Here is an 18615-nt window from a genome sequence, read left to right as displayed (position 1 = left end):
TAGTACCTATTCTATATGTATAAAAAAAATAACCTTCTCTCATTTAAAAAGAGAGAAGGTTATTTTCAGATACATCGTAAAAGTTGATTATAGTTTTATTCCTTTTGGAAGTTTTCCATCTGGACTAATTAATGCTGCAGAGAATTCATCTGTAAACATGTTACGAATTAACCCATCTACATTTTCTTTTGTTACAGTGTTTACACTTTCGATAATCTCATCAAGTGAACGATGCTTACGAAGTAGCAATTCATTTTTACCATTACGGCTCATACGACTATTCGTACTTTCTAAACTTAACATTAAGTTTCCTTTTAATTGCTCTTTACTATTAATAAGCTCTTTTTCTGTAATACCTGTATTTTTCAATGTTTCTAATGTTTCTTGCATTGTTTCATACAGTGTATCTAATTGTTGACTACCTGTTCCACCATACAGTGTTAACATACCTGTATCTTCATAAGAAGAATGGTAAGAAAATACTGAGTAAGCTAACCCACGTTGCTCACGTACTTCTTGGAATAAACGGCTACTCATACTACCGCCTAAAACGTTATTTAATACAATTAAGTTATAAATATCTTCGTGTCCCATTTGTAAGCCTTTATATCCTAAACATAAATGAGCTTGTTCTGTTTCCTTTTTACGTGCTACTTTATTAAAATGGAAAATTGGGCTATGTACTTGTTCACGGTTTGTTGTTCCTTCATAACTACCGAAATATTGCTCTACCGTTTGTAAGAAGGCTTCATCAATATTTCCTGCAACTGAAACAACTACATTTTCAGGTGTATAATGATCCTTAATATATTGGCGTAGCGTATCTCCTGTAAACGTATCAAGTGTTTCTTCTGTTCCTAAAATAGGATATCCAAGCGGATGCGTTTCATATGTTGCTTTCGTTAACATATCATGCACAATATCGTCTGGAGCATCTTCGTACATTTTAATTTCTTCACATACGACATTCTTCTCTTTTTTCAATTCTTCTTCATCAAATGTTGAATTAAAGAACATGTCAGCTAATACATCTAAAGCATATTTAGCATGTTCATCTAGCACTTTTGCATAGTAACAAGTGTACTCTTTTGAAGTAAAAGCATTCACTTGCCCACCAATACTATCAAATGATTCTGCAATTTCGCGTGCACTACGTGTTTCTGTCCCTTTAAAGAACATATGCTCTAAAAAGTGAGAAATCCCGTTATTTTTTTCATTTTCATTTCTTGATCCCGCATGGATCCAAATACCAATCGCAACCGACCTTACAGTTGGTATATTCTCCATAACTATTCTTACACCATTTTTACAAGTATATTTTTTAATCAAAAACTTTCCTCCTACTGCCAGTTTCTCTAAATAAGTGCTATTATTTAATGATAACAAGTTTAAGGATGAATGTCATGCAAATGTATTTAATCCACACGTTTTTCATCCAGTAATTCTGTTATATTCCCTACTTTATATCCTTGTTCCTTCAATTTTTTAATCATTGTATCTAATGCTTCTGCCGTTGACGAAGTAGGATGCATTAATACGATAGCACCTGGGTGTATTTTTCTCATTACTCTCTGCAATAGTACATCTGGCTCAGGTCGCTTCCAATCGATTGTATCGACAGTCCACATAATCGTTCCCATTTGGAAATCATCAGCGATTTTCACGACTTCATCCCGAAAACTTCCACTCGGCGGGGCAAACCATCTCACCTTTTGATTCGTAGCAGCTTCAATCATTCGATTTGTTTTTTGTAACTGCTCTCGTATTTCATCAGACGATAGCGTTTTCATATTAGGGTGCGTATAAGAATGATTTCCGACTTCTTGATTTGCATCGACAATCATTTTTGCAAATCGTAAATTTTCTTTCACCCAACGTCCTTCTAAAAAGAAAGTCGCCTTCACATCATGCTTTTTCAATATTTCTAATATACGAGGCAAATACTCGTTTCCCCATGCCACATTTATTGTTAATCCCACCATCTTTTTATTCGGATGCCCCCTATAAATTGGAGCAGGTGATAAATCTTCTAAGTGGACACTCGGTGATACTTCCTTAAATTCAAGGTGTTTTTGATCAAATTCCTTTAGCTTCTTCATATTGTTATAGGATGCTTCCATATCAACTTGTCTTCCATTATATCCTGGTGTTGCTTTCCATATCTTATCAATCATCGCATTTTGAGGTGCAATCTCATATTGTTTTGCATGCTTTTGAATTTCTTCATATAAGTTATCCTGTGCAAAAACAGAATAAGAGCCTAAACTGACATATAAAGAAAATATACATATGTATGCCAATATACGAACTTTCATATAAACCCTCCCAAATTAACTATATAAAAAAACATTTTTCTTCTTATCTTTGTTAATTTGAGCGTTATAATGAAAACTATACCTATACTGACATAAAAATATATATAAATCATATTTTTACATAACAAAAAAAGCCAGTTAAACTGGCTTTCGCTTATTGCTGCTCTTGTTTGTTTTCTTCTTTAGCAGCTTCTTTTTCTTGCTCTTCTTTTAGCAATACTTTTCTAGATAGATTAACACGACCTTGCTTGTCAATCTCGATAACTTTAACCGTAATTACGTCACCGATTTTTACAACGTCTTCTACTTTACCTACACGCTCAAGTGCAAGTTCAGAAATGTGAACTAATCCATCTTTACCGCTGAATAATTCAACGAAAGCACCGAATTTCTCAACACGTTTCACTTTTCCTTCGTAGATTTCACCTACTTGTACTTCGCGAACGATATCTTCGATAATTTTCTTAGCTTTGTCGTTCATTTCTTGGTTTATTGAAGAAATGAATACTGTGCCATCTTGCTCGATGTCAATTTTAACGCCAGTTTCTTCAATAATTTTATTGATTTGTTTACCGCTCGGTCCGATAACGTCACGGATTTTATCTGGATTAATTGTCATTGTAATAATCTTTGGAGCGTACGCTGATAATTCAGTGCGTGGCTCTGGAATAACAGATAACATATGATTTAGAATGTGCACACGACCAACTTTCGCTTGTTGTAATGCCTCTTCTAAAATTTCACGAGATAGACCATCGATTTTAATGTCCATTTGTAGTGCAGTTACACCTTGTGCTGTACCTGCTACTTTAAAGTCCATATCACCTAAATGATCTTCCATACCTTGAATATCAGATAAAATTGTGTAATGCTCACCAGTTTTAACTAGACCCATTGCAATACCTGCAACTGGAGCTTTAAGTGGAACACCAGCATCCATCATTGCTAAAGTACTACCACAAATACTTGCTTGTGAAGTAGAACCATTTGATTCTAAAACTTCAGATACAAGACGTACTGTGTATGGGAAATCTTTTTCAGATGGAATTACAGGCTCAAGTGCGCGTTCTCCTAGTGCACCGTGACCGATTTCACGACGACCTGGTCCACGCATTGGTCTAGTTTCACCAACACTAAATGATGGGAAATTGTAATGGTGCATAAAGCGTTTTGATTCTTCTACACCAAGACCATCTAAAATTTGCACATCGCCTAATGCACCTAATGTACAAATACTTAATGCTTGTGTTTGTCCACGAGTGAACAAACCAGAACCGTGTGTACGAGATAAAATGCCAACCTCTGATGCTAATGGACGGATTTCGTCACCTTTACGGCCATCTGGGCGGATTTTTTCAACTGTAATAAGACGACGTACTTCTTCTTTTACAATTTTATATAAAATCTCATTTACTTGTCCTAATGTATCAGCGTCAGCTTCCTGCGCTTCGTAATGCTCAATAACACGCTTTTTCACTTCGTTAATTGCATCTTCACGTGCATGTTTCTCATGTACTTGAATTGCTGAATGCATATCTTCTTCAGCCATTTCACGTACAGCTTGGTTAAGATCAGCGTCAACTTCATAAAGTTTCACTTCTGATTTCTCTTTACCTACAGCTTGTACAATCTCTTCTTGGAATGCAATTAGACGTTTAATTTCGTCATGACCAAACATAATTGCTTCTAACATTGTTTCCTCAGGCACTTGATCTGCTCCTGCTTCAACCATGTTAATTGCATCTTTCGTACCAGCTACAACAAGGTGAATATCACTTTGTTCTTGCTGTTCTACTGTTGGGTTGATAACGAATTCGCCGTTAATACGACCAACTGTTGCACCCGCGATTGGACCTTCAAATGGAATATCTGAAATCGATAACGCTAATGAAGAACCAAGCATAGCTGCCATTTCAGAAGAACAATCTTGATCAACACTCATTACGATGCTGACAACTTGTACTTCGTTACGGAAACCATCTGCGAAAAGTGGACGGATTGGACGGTCGATTAAACGACTTGCCAAAATTGCTTTTTCACTTGGACGACCTTCACGTTTAATGAAACCGCCAGGAATTTTTCCGACTGCATATAAACGCTCTTCATAGTTTACTGTAAGTGGGAAGAAATCTACATTTTTTGCTTCTTTTGATGCAGTTGCTGTAGATAGAACCGCTGTATCGCCATATCTTACTAATACTGCTCCGTTCGCTTGTTTTGCAAGCTGACCAGTTTCAACTGTTAGCTGGCGACCAGCTAAATCTATCGAGAAGACTTGCTTTTCTTGACTCATTTAAGTACCCCTCTCAATTTAAAGTATTCAATTCTTCTATGTAAATGGATAGTATATCACAATATTCTACCTCTAGTATTGCCTAAAATTAAGTAAGCTATAAAGCGTAGAAGATATATTTTTACCTAACAAAAAAGCGGGAATATTCCCGCTTCTTTGACTATCGACGTAAGCCAAGCTTTGTGATTAATTCACGGTAACGTGTGATATCGCTATTACGAAGGTAAGTTAGTAAGTTACGACGTTTACCAACCATCTTTAATAGACCACGACGTGAATGATGATCTTTCTTGTGAGTACGTAAGTGCTCGTTTAGAGTGTTAATTTGCTCCGTTAGGACAGCAATTTGAACCTCTGGAGAACCAGTATCAGTCTCATGAGTTCTAAATTGTGCAATGATTTCATTTTTACGCTCTTGTGTTAAAGCCATCCTATTTCACCTCCTATTAATTAAACCCCCAATTACCTAGCAAGCGTCGGTGAGTCGCAATGCCAAGCAATGGTTGTCATAAAGTACATAACATAGAATACTACTTTTCATTTGAAAAAGCAAGTATATTCTTTTCGCTCACAAAATATTCTTGGGCTGTTTTCTTATCTTTTGCGATTTGTTCAACTAACTCATCAATACCGTTGAATTTCTTTTCTGCTCTTATACGCATATGCCACTCTACTGTAACATTTTGATCGTATATATCTTTGTTAAATTCAAATAAATGCACTTCAATTGATAATTGACGCTCATCTTCTTTAAAAGTCGGTTTATATCCAATATTACATACACCATCGTACCATTCACCGTGAACTTTTAATCTCACTGCATAAACACCTACAGGTGGCAATAAATACTCATCACTTAAACCTACATTAGCTGTTGGAAAACCAATTTGACGTCCACGTTTGTCGCCGTGTATAACTGTTCCCGCTACAGTATAGGCTCTACCTAAAATAGATGGAATTTGCTCCATTTCGCCATTTCGAATTAACTTTCGTAATGCTGTAGAACTTACTTTCTCTTCTTGAAATTCAACTTTTTCAATCACAGTCTGTGTAAACTCCCCTCTTGCATGAAATGGTAAAGTCTCCATCTTTCCTTTTCCTAAACGTCCATATGAATAATCAAACCCTGCTACTACATGCTTTACATTTAAACCAATAATATAATCATCTACAAATTGTTGCGGTAATAACCCTGCAAATGATTCATCAAATTTAATTACATATAATATATCGATTCCTAAGCTTTCGACTATTTTTTCTTTATCGCGCATCGGTGTAATATACTCCACATGCGCATCCTTTTTTCCTAAAACAACAGATGGATGAGGATGAAATGTCATAACTGCACTTTTATATCCTCGGTCGTCCGCTATTTTTTTCGCAGTTCGAATTACACATTGATGTCCTAAATGAATGCCATCAAAAAATCCTAATGCCATTACAGTAGGTGGTAATTCTAATTTATTTTGTTCATGTGGATGAGTTAAATGAATAAGTTTCACGCTTGAATTCACCTTTTTCTGTAATAATCCTTCCAATAATTCATTATAGCTTTAGTTCTTGATTATTCACAAGTACTTTCATCGGCTTTAACATACCAGGATGTTTCGGATGATGTTCATAAATTGCTAAGCAACGATCATTTTTATCAAACACTGTAATAAATGGTGCTGTTATTTCTAATTCATTTTTTAAGAACATACCATTCTTTATTTTCTCTGCTTGCTTTTCATCTACAACCATTTTTGGAAACTTACTTAATGCTTCATCAATTGAAATGAAGATAGACTCTACTGTTCCATTTTGCACGTTTTCTTCAATTTCTTCAAATGATATGCAATCTTCTAATAAAAATTCACCAGATGCCGTTCTTATAAGGTGCGACATATGTGATGGGAAACCAAGTTTTTCCCCGATCATTACAGCTAACGTTCTTACATATGTTCCTTTACTACACGTTACACGGAAACGGAATGAAATATTTTCTCCTTCAAAAACTTCACGATTATCAAGTAATATGAATTCATGAATTGTAATTGTACGAACTGGACGTTCCACCTCTTGCCCTGCTCTTGCATATTCGTATAATTTTTTCCCGTTTACTTTTACAGCCGAGAACATTGGTGGCATTTGTTCAATCGTGCCTGTTAATTCCGCAAGGACTTTCTCTACTTCCTTACGAGTAATAGTACGATCTACATTTTTCGTTTCAACAACCTCACCAGAAGCATCTTCAGTTGTCGTTGAAAACCCTAATGTTACTTCACCTTCATATGTTTTCGTTTCACTTGTTAAAAATTGTGCAATTTTCGTTGCTCTTCCAACGCAAATTGGTAATACTCCTGTTACATCAGGGTCTAATGTTCCCGTATGACCAATTCTCTTTTCTCGCAATATCTTTCTTAATTTAAATACACAATCATGTGATGTCATGCCTTTTGGCTTATGTAATAATACTACACCTTCCATATATGTTCACCTCATCATAATTCTCTCGTAGTAAATATCCAAAACTTATTTTGCATTGAAAAAATGGATAGACAAATGTCTATCCATTATTCTTCACGTTTACCGTCTTTATTAATTTCATGTAAAAGTGTATCAATTCGATGACCATATCCGATAGACTCATCAAACTCAAAGGTAATTTCTGGTGTTTTACGAAGACGAATACGTTGGCCAATTTCTGAACGAATAAAGCCTTTTGCCTTCGCTAAACCTTTTAAAGTATTTTCTTTCTGTTCTTCATCACCTAAAACAGAAATATATACTTTAGCAATTTGTAAATCACCACTCACTTGTACATCAGTTACTGTAACAAATCCAATACGTGGGTCTTTAATTTTACGACTGATAATGTCGCCTAATTCTTTTTTCATTTGCTCGCCCACACGGTTCGCACGTAATTTCATAACTCTTCACCTCATTCAATACCATTCCAAATGTGTTATTGTACGTTCAATTTCAGGAAATGAATCGATGTACTCAAGTACACGATTCATTTCTTTCTCACAGATAACACGATTTGAGGATACGGAAACAATTGCAATTTCTGTACGTTGCCATACATCTTGGTGCCCAACTTCAGAAACAGCTACATTATAGCGCTGTTTTACACGAGTTAACACACGTTGTAAAATTGCACGTTTCTCTTTTAAAGAATGCACATCGTAAATCATACACTCGAATGAGAGTGAAGCGATAATCATCGCTTCACTTCTTCCATAATGTACGCTTCAATGATGTCCCCTTCTTTAAGATCATTATATCTCTCAATTGTAATACCACACTCATAGTTTTGTGCAACTTCTTTTACGTCGTCTTTGAAACGTTTTAACGTATCAAGTTGTCCTTCGAAAATTACTACGCCGTCACGGATAATACGTACGCCACTATCACGCGTAATTTTACCGTCTGTTACGTAGCAACCTGCGATTGTTCCAACTTTTGTTACTTTAAACGTTTGACGAACTTCTGCTTGACCGATTACTTTTTCTTCGAATTCTGGATCAAGCATACCTTGCATAGCTGCTTCAATCTCTTCGATTACTTTATAAATAATACGGTGTAAACGAATATCAACGTTCTCTAATTCAGCTGTACGCTTCGCGTTCACATCTGGACGTACGTTAAATCCAATTACAATTGCATTAGATGCAGAAGCTAAAATGATATCAGATTCTGTAATCGCACCTACACCAGTGTGAATGATTTTAACTTTTACGCCTTCAACATCAATTTTACGAAGTGATGCTGCCATCGCTTCAACAGAACCTTGTACGTCTGCTTTTACGATTAAGTTAATTTCTTTTACATCGCCCTCTTGGATTTGTTGGAATAAATCTTCAAGGCTTAATTTAGATTTCTCACCACGTTGTGCAACTAACGCTTCTTGTGCACGTGATTCACCAATTTGACGAGCTTTCTTCTCATCAGCAAATGCCATGAAACGATCTCCAGCCTGTGGTACTTCGTTTAAACCAGTAATTTCAACAGGAGTTGATGGACCAGCAACTTTTACACGACGACCAATATCACTTACCATTGCACGAACACGTCCGAATGAAGTTCCAACAACGATTGGATCTCCAACTCGAAGCGTACCATTTTGAACAAGTAATGTCGCGATAGTTCCTTTACCTTTATCAAGCTGTGCTTCGATTACTGTACCAGTTGCATAGCGGTTTGGATTTGCTTTATATTCTTCTACTTCACTTACAAGAAGGATCATTTCTAGTAAGTTGTCAATGCCTTCGCCTTGAATTGCAGAAATTGGTACGAAAATAGTATCTCCGCCCCAAGCTTCTGGAACTAATTCATATTCAGTTAGTTCTTGCATTACGCGATCAGGGTTTGCAGCTGGTTTATCCATTTTATTCACAGCAACAATAATTGGTACTCCTGCTGCCTTCGCATGGTTAATTGCTTCAACCGTTTGTGGCATAACACCGTCATCCGCTGCAACAACAAGGATTGTAATATCCGTTACTTGTGCCCCACGAGCACGCATCGTTGTAAATGCTGCGTGACCAGGTGTATCTAAGAATGTAATCTTCTTATCGTTTACTTCAACTTGATATGCACCGATATGCTGAGTAATTCCACCCGCTTCGCCTGCAGTTACTTTTGAGTTACGAATAGAATCCAGTAATGTTGTTTTACCATGGTCAACGTGTCCCATGATTGTAACTACAGCTGGACGTTCTTTTAAGTTCTCTTCATCATCTTGCTCATCAATGAATGTTTCAAACTCAGTCTCGCTTACAATTACTTCTTCTTCTACTTCAATACCGTAGTCGTTAGCAATTAACTCAATTGTATCTTTATCCAAGTCTTGGTTAATTGTTGCCATAATTCCAAGCATGAAGAGCTTCTTAATAATTTCAGATGGCTCTTTGCTTAATTTTTTAGCAAGATCTCCTACTGTAAGGCTTCCAGAGAAAGTAATTTTATCTGGTGTTTCTACAATTTGAGTTTGTTGTCTACCAGCAAAGTTCTCTTGACGTTTGTCTTCGTTTCCTTTGCCTTTTTTCTTTTTCTTATTGCTGTTCTTTTTACTGCGAACAACTTTTTCTTCTACTTCAAACTCATCTGCAACAGAAGGTTTTTCAGTTTGATATTCATTATCTAATTTATTTACTACTTCATCGTCTAACATTGTCATATGATTCGAAACCTCGATATTCATTTCTTTTAGTTTTGTCATAAGATCTTTACTTGAGATATTATGTTTTTTTGCATATTCATGCACTCGAATTTTACTCATACCTTCACCCCCGGTAATTTGTATCGAGCATGCTACGCAGCTTTTTCGCAAAGCCTACATCTAACACAGCTACAACGACTCGCTCATCTCTCCCAATCGCATGCCCTAATTGTTGTCGATTTTCGACCTTTCTCATTGGTACGTTGTAGTACGTAGTTTTATCTGTGATGCGTTTTGTAGTATTTACTGACGCATCTTCAGATAGCAATACAAGTTTTGCGTTGCCACTTCGTACTTCTTTTAAAACGAGTTCTTCACCCGAAATAATTTTCCGAGCCCGGTTTGCTAGTCCTAAAAACGATTTCCAATCGGACACTTATTTCGACTCCTTCTCAACAAGCTCAAGAAGCTCTTCATATAAAGAACCGTCGATTTTCGCTTTTAGATGATGTTCCAAAACATTTTTCTTTTGAGCTTGAAGAATGCTCTCCTTGTCCTTCGACAAGTAAGCACCTCGTCCTGATTTTTTCCCAGTTAAATCAATGGACACTTCTCCCTCTTTGGAACGAACAATGCGAACGAGCTCTCGTTTTGATTTCATTTCTTGCGTTGCAACACATTTTCGTAACGGAACTTTTCGATTGCTCATACTCATCACCTCTATTCGATTTCGTCTTCCACTGAATCGAATCCAAATGCGATTACGCTATCTTCTTCTGTTACAATACCAAGTTGTTTCGCATCAGACTCACTCTTAATATCAATTTTCCAGCCTGTTAATTTAGCTGCAAGACGTGCATTTTGTCCACGCTTACCGATAGCTAATGATAACTGGTGGTCTGGAACAACTACTGTTGTCGCTTTTTCTTCTTCATCTACAAGTACTTTAACAACTTGTGATGGGCTTAATGCATTTGCAACATATTCAACTGGATCATTTGACCAGCGGACGATGTCAATTTTTTCACCTTTTAATTCGTCTACAATGCGTTGTACACGTTGCCCTTTTGGTCCTACACAAGAACCAACTGGATCAACATCAGTGTTCTCTGCATATACAGAGATCTTAGAGCGATCGCCAGCTTCACGTGCTACAGAACGAATTTCTACAGTTCCATCATAGATTTCAGGAACTTCCATTTCGAATAAACGTTTTAAAAGACCAGGATGTGTACGTGATACGTAAATTTGTGGTCCTTTTGTCGTTTTTTCTACTTTCGTAATGAATACGCGAATACGATCATGTGGTTTGTATTGCTCATTAGGCATTTGCTCACTTACAGGTAATAAAGCTTCTACTTTTCCTAAGCTTACATAGATGAAACGAGCATCTTGACGTTGTACAATACCTACCATAATATCTTCTTCACGGTCACTAAACTCAGAGTAAATAACACCGCGCTCTGCTTCACGCACTCGTTGTGTGACAACTTGTTTTGCAGTTTGTGCTGCAATACGACCAAAGTCTTTTGGTGTTACTTCAATTTCTAGTACGTCACCATCTTGGTAGTTTGGATTAATTTGTCTTGCTTCCTCTACAGAAATTTCAAGACGTGGATCAAACACATTGTCTACTACGTCTTTACGTGCTAAAACTTGAATTGTTCCCACTTCTGGGTTAAAGCTCACACGAACGTTTTGTGCTTGATTAAAATTGCGCTTATAAGCAGAGATTAAAGCTGCTTCAATCGCATCAATAATAATGTCTTTGCTAATGCCTTTTTCAGATTCTAATACGAGCAAAGCATCTAATAACTCAGTGCTCATGAAGATCCCCCTTCTAACTAAAACGTAACAGCAAGTCGCGCATTTGCGACTTTATCCATCGAAATTTGGATTTCTTTTTTACGTGTTTTAATTGTTAATAATAATGTTATTGTTGTACCATCGTAAGAAAGCAGTTTTCCTTCAAACATCTTTTCACCATCAATCGGCTCATATGTTTTAATTGCCACTTGTTTTCCTACCGCTTGCTGGAAGTCTTTTTCTTTCTTTAATGGGCGTTCCGCTCCAGGAGATGATACATCCAAAAAGTAAAGATGAGGAATTGGATCCTCTTTATCTAAAGCTTCGCTTAAACGTTCACTTACCGCACCGCATTCTTCAATGTCGACTCCCTTTTCAGAATCGATGAATACGCGTAAGAACCAGTCTTGTCCTTCTTTCACATACTCTACATCTACAAGTTCAAGATTTAACTCTTCAACGATCGGCTGCGCAAATGCTTCTACAACTTCTGTGACTTTCTTATCCATAAACAGCCTCCTTCCTGCCGTCATGTACCATTTAAAAGAAGAAGACCCCGCCACTTTAAAAACGGTCTATCTTATTCTTTCTCGTTAGCTAACAAAAGCCCCTGCTGTTCAGCAGGGATTATCTGTCTTAGTATTACCAAATTTAAGAAGTAAAACTTGTAACAAAATATGTATATACGACAGAAATCTTTTACCTATCTACGTAGAGAAAACATAGATAGTAACACGAAAGAGTGGGTTTCCCCACTCTTTTCTTTACACAATATACATGACATGGTTATCTCGGTTAATAGTATATCATAGGAAATGTTGATTTGCAAAGACTTTTCCTACCTACTAGAACAGTGATAACTGGTTTTGATCCGGTAAATCTCCTAAACAACCTTGACTATCTAAATACTCAATAATTGTTTTCGAAACCTTACTACGCTGCTGCAAGTCCTCTTTTGATAAGAAGTCTCCATTTTTACGTGCTTCCACAATACTTAAAGCTGCGTTTGTACCAAGACCAGGTACCGCATTAAATGGAGGAATTAATGTGTCTCCATCAATAATAAATTCTGTTGCATGTGAGCGGTATAAATCCACCTTTTGGAATGAGTATCCACGCTCACACATTTCAAGTGTCATTTCTAGTACTGTTAATAAACTTTTCTCTTTCGGCGCTGCATCCAATCCTTTTTGAGCAATTTCATCAATTCTTGCACGTATAGATGCTGAACCTTTCGCCATTGCCTCTACATCAAAATCATCTGCACGAACTGTAAAATATGCGGCATAGAATAACAGTGCAAAATGTACTTTAAAGTATGCGATACGTACAGCCATAAGTACGTAAGCAGCCGCATGGGCTTTAGGGAACATGTATTTAATCTTCTTACATGAATCAATATACCAACCTGGTACATTATTATTTTTCATGTCTTCTTCCCATTCTTCCGGTACACCTTTACCTTTACGAACCGACTCCATGATTTTGAAGGCTAATGATGGATCTAGACCTTGATAGATTAAATATACCATGATGTCATCACGACAACCGATAACTTCGCTCAGCGTACATGTACCGTTATAAATTAACTCGTTTGCATTACCAAGCCATACGTCAGTACCATGTGATAGTCCAGAAATTTGGACTAACTCTGAGAATGTCGTCGGTTTTGTCTCTTCTAACATCTGTCTTACGAATTTTGTACCAAACTCTGGTATACCAAGTGTACCTGTTTTACAGTTAATTTGCTCTTCCGTTACCCCTAACGATTCTGGACCAGAGAAAATTTTCATTACTTCTGGATCATCCGTTGGGATTGTTTTCGGATCAATACCACTTAAATCTTGTAACATACGAATAACGGTCGGATCATCGTGTCCTAGTATATCAAGTTTTAATAAATTATCATGAATCGAGTGGAAATCAAAATGCGTTGTTCTCCATTCAGCACCAATTGAATCAGCTGGGTACTGTATTGGTGAGAAATCAAAGATATCCATGTAATCTGGCACAACGATAATACCGCCTGGATGCTGTCCTGTTGTACGTTTTACACCGGTACACCCTGCTACTAAGCGATCAATCTCTGCATTTCGAATCGTTAAGTTATGATCATTTGCATAACCTTTTACATATCCGTAAGCAGTTTTTTCCGCAACTGTACCAATCGTTCCTGCACGATATACATAGTCTTCACCGAACAGTACTTTCGTATAGTTATGGGCACGTGGTTGGTATTCCCCGGAGAAGTTCAAATCGATATCGGGCACCTTATCTCCTTTAAATCCAAGGAACGTTTCGAAAGGAATGTCATGTCCATCTTTTACATATGGAATATTACAAGCAGGACATTCTTTATCTGGTAAGTCAAAACCAGAACCTACAGAACCATCATTAAAGAATTCTGATTGCTTACACTTCGGACATACATAGTGTGGTGGTAATGGGTTTACTTCTGTAATTTCCATCATCGTTGCAACAAATGATGACCCTACCGATCCACGCGAACCTACTAGATATCCGTCTACTAACGATTTCTTCACAAGCTTATGTGAAATTAAATAAATTACGGCGAATCCATGCCCAATAATACTTTTTAATTCTTTTTCTAAACGTGCTTCTACAATTTCCGGTAGCTCTTCACCATAAATGCTACGCGCCATTTTATAACTCATATCACGCGTTTCATCATCAGCACCTTCAATTTTCGGTGTGTATAGATCGTCTTTTACTGGATGCACATCACCAATTAATGACGCAATCTTTTGTGTATTTGTTACAACAACTTCTTTCGCTTTGTCTTCACCTAAGAATGAAAAACATTCTAACATCTCATCAGTTGTACGGAAATGTACTGGCGGTAATGAATGTCGATTTAACGGATTGGCTCCGCCCTGCGAACTGACTAAAATTTTACGATACATCGCATCCTCAGGGTCTAAATAATGCACGTTTCCTGTAGCAACAACTGGTTTATCTAACGTCTCACCTAGTTTTACTAAGTTAGAAATAATTGTTTTTAATTGCCCTTCGTCTCGAACAAGCTCACGTTCTACTAAATGACGCAACACCTCTGGAGGCATTACTTCAATGTAATCATAGAACTGGGCAATTTCTTCTACCTCTTCAGGTGCCTTTTGCATCATTGCCTCGAACACTTCACCTTTATCACAAGCCGTTCCTACTAAAATCCCTTCACGATATTTTTTTAATAGTGATCTCGGCACACGTGGTACACGGTAAAAGTAATTAAGGTGAGAATATGAAACAAGTTTATATAAATTTTTCAATCCAACATCTGATGTGGCAAGTAACGTCATATGACTTGGACGGCCACGCTTATACGCATCCCCTTGTCCCATGCTATCATTTAATTGATCGTGATATTCAAATCCCTTTTCAATTACGTCTTTCAACATTTTCACAAGTAAATATCCCGTCGCTTCTGTATCATAAATCGCACGGTGATGTTGTGTTAATTCAATATCAAGTTTTTTACACATCGTATTTAATCGATGATTTTTCATTTCTGGGAATAAAAATCGTGCAAGTTCTAACGTATCAATAACTGGATTATTCGTTTTTTCTAGTCCAGCCTTTTTAAAACCTACGTTAATAAAGCCCATATCAAAGCTCGCGTTATGGGCAACAAGTGTATGGTCGCCCATCCATTCCTCAAACTTTTTAAACACTTCGTCCACTTCAGGTGCATCAGTTAACATATCATCCGTAATACCTGTCAATTCAATAATCGTCGCTGATAATGGTTGATGTGGATTTGCGAAAGATTCAAAGCGATCAATAATTTCGCCACCCTTTACTTTTACGGCAGCCAACTCAATGACTGTATCGTATACAGCTGATAAACCTGTCGTCTCAACGTCGAAAACAACATACGTTTCCTCTGCAAGTAAACGATGCGCTTCGTTATACGCTATCGGTACACCATCATTAACTAGATTTGCTTCTACACCATATATAACTTTAACACCAGCCTTCTTCCCTGCAGAATACGCCTCTGGGAAGGACTGAGCCACGGCATGATCTGTAACCGCGATAGCCTCATGTCCCCATTTACCAGCTTGAGCAACAAGCTTAGAAACTGGAGTGACAGCGTCCATTTGACTCATCGGAGTATGGAGATGCAGCTCTACTCGTTTTTCGCCTTCTGGTGCTTTATCTTTACGAGACGGTCCTGTTATTTCATTAATATCATTTGCAATCATTACTAAATCTCGAACGAATGTATCGTTTTGAACAGAACCACGCGCTTTCACCCACATTCCTTTTTTCAAGGATTGCAGCATTGGAATATCTTCTTTGTCACGCGAGAACATTTTGATCATAATAGAATCCGTATAATCCGTTATTTTTAAAGTTAATAACGTACGCCCACTACGAAGCTCTTTTGTTTCTACATGGAAGACATATCCTTGAACCGTTTTTCTTCTTTCTTCATCTTGAATTTCTCGCATCGGTGTAATCTCTTCATCTGGCTTAATAAGATACCCGAGTGTAATCGGTCCTTCATACACAACGCTGCTTTCTTCAGCTTGCTTCTTCGCCATTTCTTCCATAGCTTGTATAACACGCTCACGGTCTTCTTGCTGCGTTTGTTCACGAAACTTTTGCATTTCTTCTGTATTTTGCTGTATATGTGTGTCTAACTGAAAACGCGGGAATCCAAAAACTTCGTATTGATCCCCTACTGGTTTCGCAACGTTTTTCTTTAAAGCCGTAGACTCCAGCTCGTTATTTACATTTATTAACAACTTCACTCCATTCACCTGTGGAAGCTGCTTCTTTAAGTATGCGAACATAGGTGAAAATGTAATTCGTTCCGTACAAAGCGGCCAATACGCCCTCACTTCTTCTTCTGTAAATTGTTTATTCTCTGTTTCTAATGCAAATGTTGTTCTTGCAATATGAGAAAATGATTGCTTAAGCTTTGTTTCTAGCAATTCATATAATTCTGTAGGCAAAATACGTGGCACTTGTAAATCAAAATGCCAACTTTTATTCGCTTTATCAATAACGAGCCTTTCAATACCACCGCCTTGTAAATATTGATTTATAAGGTCGTCTGGTATTTGCAACTGCTGGAGCAAAATTTGAAATCGCTCTTGTTGTTCATTTGTTAAAGACATAAGCACTCTCCTTCCATTTGCTATTATAAATTGAAACGTACCACAAAGAAAGATTTCTCACCTCTTCTTTTACAAAATACGTTTACAAAGAAAGAGAAGGTACCCCATTACGAGGTACCTCTTCTTATTTTAAAATATTTGCAATATATGTTTGAAGTTCTTCTACTTTTACTTCTTCAGACTCACCTGTAGCACGTACTTTCACTTCTACAATACCTTCGTCTGCTTTTTTACCAACTGTAACACGAACTGGAAGACCGAATAAATCTGCATCTGCAAATTTAACACCTGCACGTTCTGCACGATCGTCTAATAACACTTCATAGCCTTGTTCTTGTAATGAGTTGTAGATATTTTCACCCATTTCACGTTGTGCATCAGATTTCATATTTACTGGAATTACATGCACATGGAACGGTGCTACCGCTTTTGGCCAAACTAAGCCGTTCTCATCGTTAAATTGCTCTGCAATTGCTGCTACTGTACGAGATACACCGATACCGTAACAACCCATAATAAGTGGTTGTGTTTTTCCATTTTCATCTAGGAATGTTGCGTTCATTGCTTCACTATAACGAGTTCCTAATTTGAATACATGACCAACTTCAATTCCGCGTGCGAAAAGAATTGTTCCGTTTCCATCTGGAGATTGGTCTCCTTCTTGAATAAAGCGTAAATCTGTATATTGACTTACTTTAAAGTCACGTTCTGGATTTACATTTACATAATGGAACCCTTCTTCATTCGCTCCTGAACATCCGTTAACAATTGATGCTACAGCGTGATCAGCAATAATTTCGATATCACCTGTTACATTAATCGGTCCTAATGAACCAACTTCACAATTTAATAATGCTTTTACTTCTTCATGAGAAGCAAGCTCAACAACTGAAGCGCCATATACATTTTTCACTTTCACATCGTTTACTTCGTGATCACCACGAACAAGTACAACTACTAATTTCTCATCTACTTTAAACACCATAGACTTAATGCACTTGTCAGCTGCAATGTTTAAGAATGCAGATACTTCTTCAATTGCTTTTTGGTCTGGTGTTGCTACTTTTTCAAGTGCTTTTTCTGCTTCGTCACTCTTCGTATACGTAGCTACAACAGGAGCCATTTCGATGTTTGCTGCATAATCAGATGTGTCAGAGTATGCAATTGTATCTTCACCAACATCAGATAATACCATAAATTCATGTGTATCTTTTCCGCCCATTGCTCCAGAATCAGCAATAACTGCACGGAAATTCAAGCCACAGCGAGTAAAAATGTTAGAGTATGCTTTATATAAGCGATCGTATACTTCATCTAAGCTCTCTTGTGTAGCATGGAAAGAGTATGCATCTTTCATTAGAAACTCTCTTCCACGTAATAAGCCGAAACGAGGTCTTTGCTCATCACGGAATTTTGTTTGAATTTGGTATAATGTTAACGGTAATTTTTTATATGATTTCACTTCATCACGCACAAGATCCGTAATTACTTCCTCATGTGTCGCTCCTAATGCGAATTCACGAGCGTTACGATCTTTCATACGCATTAATTCAGATCCGTAAGAATACCAACGACCTGATTCTTGCCATAATTCTGCAGCTTGCATAGCTGGCATTAATAATTCTACAGCTCCTGCGCGCTCCATTTCTTCTCGAACGATACGTTCTACTTTGTGTAATACTTTTAATCCAAATGGTAGGAAGCTATAAATACCAGAAGCATTTTGACGCATAAAACCTGCACGAAGTAATAACTGATGACTCTTAATTTCAGCATCAGTTGGAACTTCACGTAATGTAGGACTGAATACCATACTTTGTTTCATTTATTTGCACCTCTTCATTTTACTCTTACACGCAGTAAAACCCCTCACCTCGAGTTAGGTGAGGGATTTTATTCTACGAGCTC

General features: G+C 37.2%; 15 protein-coding genes. All 15 read right to left on the bottom strand.

Annotated features, from left to right (window positions below; translation table 11 throughout):
* Positions 1-87 precede the first annotated feature (87 nt).
* Complete coding sequence (locus ACK1U5_RS20610; RefSeq protein WP_000592989.1) at positions 88-1329, bottom strand: M16 family metallopeptidase; 1242 nt, start codon at positions 1327-1329, stop codon at positions 88-90.
* 86 nt (positions 1330-1415) lie between these two features.
* Positions 1416-2315 (bottom strand): polysaccharide deacetylase family protein, encoded by a 900-nt coding sequence (locus ACK1U5_RS20605; protein ID WP_000868232.1) that lies wholly within the window; start codon positions 2313-2315, stop codon positions 1416-1418.
* Positions 2316-2469: 154 nt separating this feature from the next.
* Positions 2470-4608: a polyribonucleotide nucleotidyltransferase gene (gene pnp, locus ACK1U5_RS20600; protein ID WP_000076737.1), complete on the bottom strand. Its 2139-nt coding sequence runs from the start codon at positions 4606-4608 to the stop codon at positions 2470-2472.
* Positions 4609-4768: 160 nt separating this feature from the next.
* Complete coding sequence (gene rpsO, locus ACK1U5_RS20595; RefSeq protein ID WP_001229392.1) at positions 4769-5038, bottom strand: 30S ribosomal protein S15; 270 nt, start codon at positions 5036-5038, stop codon at positions 4769-4771.
* A 100-nt stretch (positions 5039-5138) separates the two neighbouring features.
* Positions 5139-6110: a bifunctional riboflavin kinase/FAD synthetase gene (gene ribF, locus ACK1U5_RS20590; RefSeq protein ID WP_000766704.1), complete on the bottom strand. Its 972-nt coding sequence runs from the start codon at positions 6108-6110 to the stop codon at positions 5139-5141.
* A gap of 43 nt (positions 6111-6153) precedes the next feature.
* Positions 6154-7077, bottom strand: coding sequence for a tRNA pseudouridine(55) synthase TruB (truB, locus tag ACK1U5_RS20585; RefSeq protein WP_069605167.1), 924 nt, complete (start codon positions 7075-7077; stop codon positions 6154-6156).
* A gap of 86 nt (positions 7078-7163) precedes the next feature.
* Positions 7164-7520 carry a 30S ribosome-binding factor RbfA gene (gene rbfA / locus ACK1U5_RS20580; protein ID WP_000776437.1) on the bottom strand — a complete coding sequence of 119 codons (357 nt, stop codon included), beginning with the start codon at positions 7518-7520 and terminating at the stop codon, positions 7164-7166.
* Positions 7521-7535: 15 nt separating this feature from the next.
* Positions 7536-7817, bottom strand: a complete 282-nt coding sequence (locus ACK1U5_RS20575) for a DUF503 domain-containing protein (RefSeq protein ID WP_000582363.1) — start codon at positions 7815-7817, stop codon at positions 7536-7538.
* Positions 7814-9874 carry a translation initiation factor IF-2 gene (gene infB / locus ACK1U5_RS20570; protein WP_000036343.1) on the bottom strand — a complete coding sequence of 687 codons (2061 nt, stop codon included), beginning with the start codon at positions 9872-9874 and terminating at the stop codon, positions 7814-7816. The genes ACK1U5_RS20575 and infB overlap by 4 nt, the downstream gene beginning before the upstream one ends.
* A 4-nt stretch (positions 9875-9878) precedes the next feature.
* The gene (locus ACK1U5_RS20565; protein ID WP_069605168.1) at positions 9879-10190 is read right to left on the bottom strand and encodes a YlxQ family RNA-binding protein; all 312 of its coding nucleotides are present in this window, start codon (positions 10188-10190) and stop codon (positions 9879-9881) included.
* Entirely contained in the window at positions 10191-10463 is a 273-nt protein-coding gene (gene rnpM / locus ACK1U5_RS20560) for an RNase P modulator RnpM (RefSeq protein ID WP_000071127.1), read from the bottom strand.
* A gap of 11 nt (positions 10464-10474) precedes the next feature.
* Positions 10475-11581: a transcription termination factor NusA gene (gene nusA / locus ACK1U5_RS20555; protein WP_000102604.1), complete on the bottom strand. Its 1107-nt coding sequence runs from the start codon at positions 11579-11581 to the stop codon at positions 10475-10477.
* 17 nt (positions 11582-11598) lie between these two features.
* Positions 11599-12069, bottom strand: a complete 471-nt coding sequence (gene rimP, locus ACK1U5_RS20550; protein WP_000359096.1) for a ribosome maturation factor RimP — start codon at positions 12067-12069, stop codon at positions 11599-11601.
* A gap of 336 nt (positions 12070-12405) precedes the next feature.
* Positions 12406-16707 carry a PolC-type DNA polymerase III gene (locus ACK1U5_RS20545; protein ID WP_000060005.1) on the bottom strand — a complete coding sequence of 1434 codons (4302 nt, stop codon included), beginning with the start codon at positions 16705-16707 and terminating at the stop codon, positions 12406-12408.
* A gap of 124 nt (positions 16708-16831) precedes the next feature.
* Complete coding sequence (locus ACK1U5_RS20540) at positions 16832-18532, bottom strand: proline--tRNA ligase (RefSeq protein WP_113710624.1); 1701 nt, start codon at positions 18530-18532, stop codon at positions 16832-16834.
* Positions 18533-18615: the final 83 nt, after the last annotated feature.

This window comes from Bacillus sp. XB1, from assembly GCF_053557995.1.
This window is presented reverse-complemented; position numbering and strand designations above follow the sequence as displayed.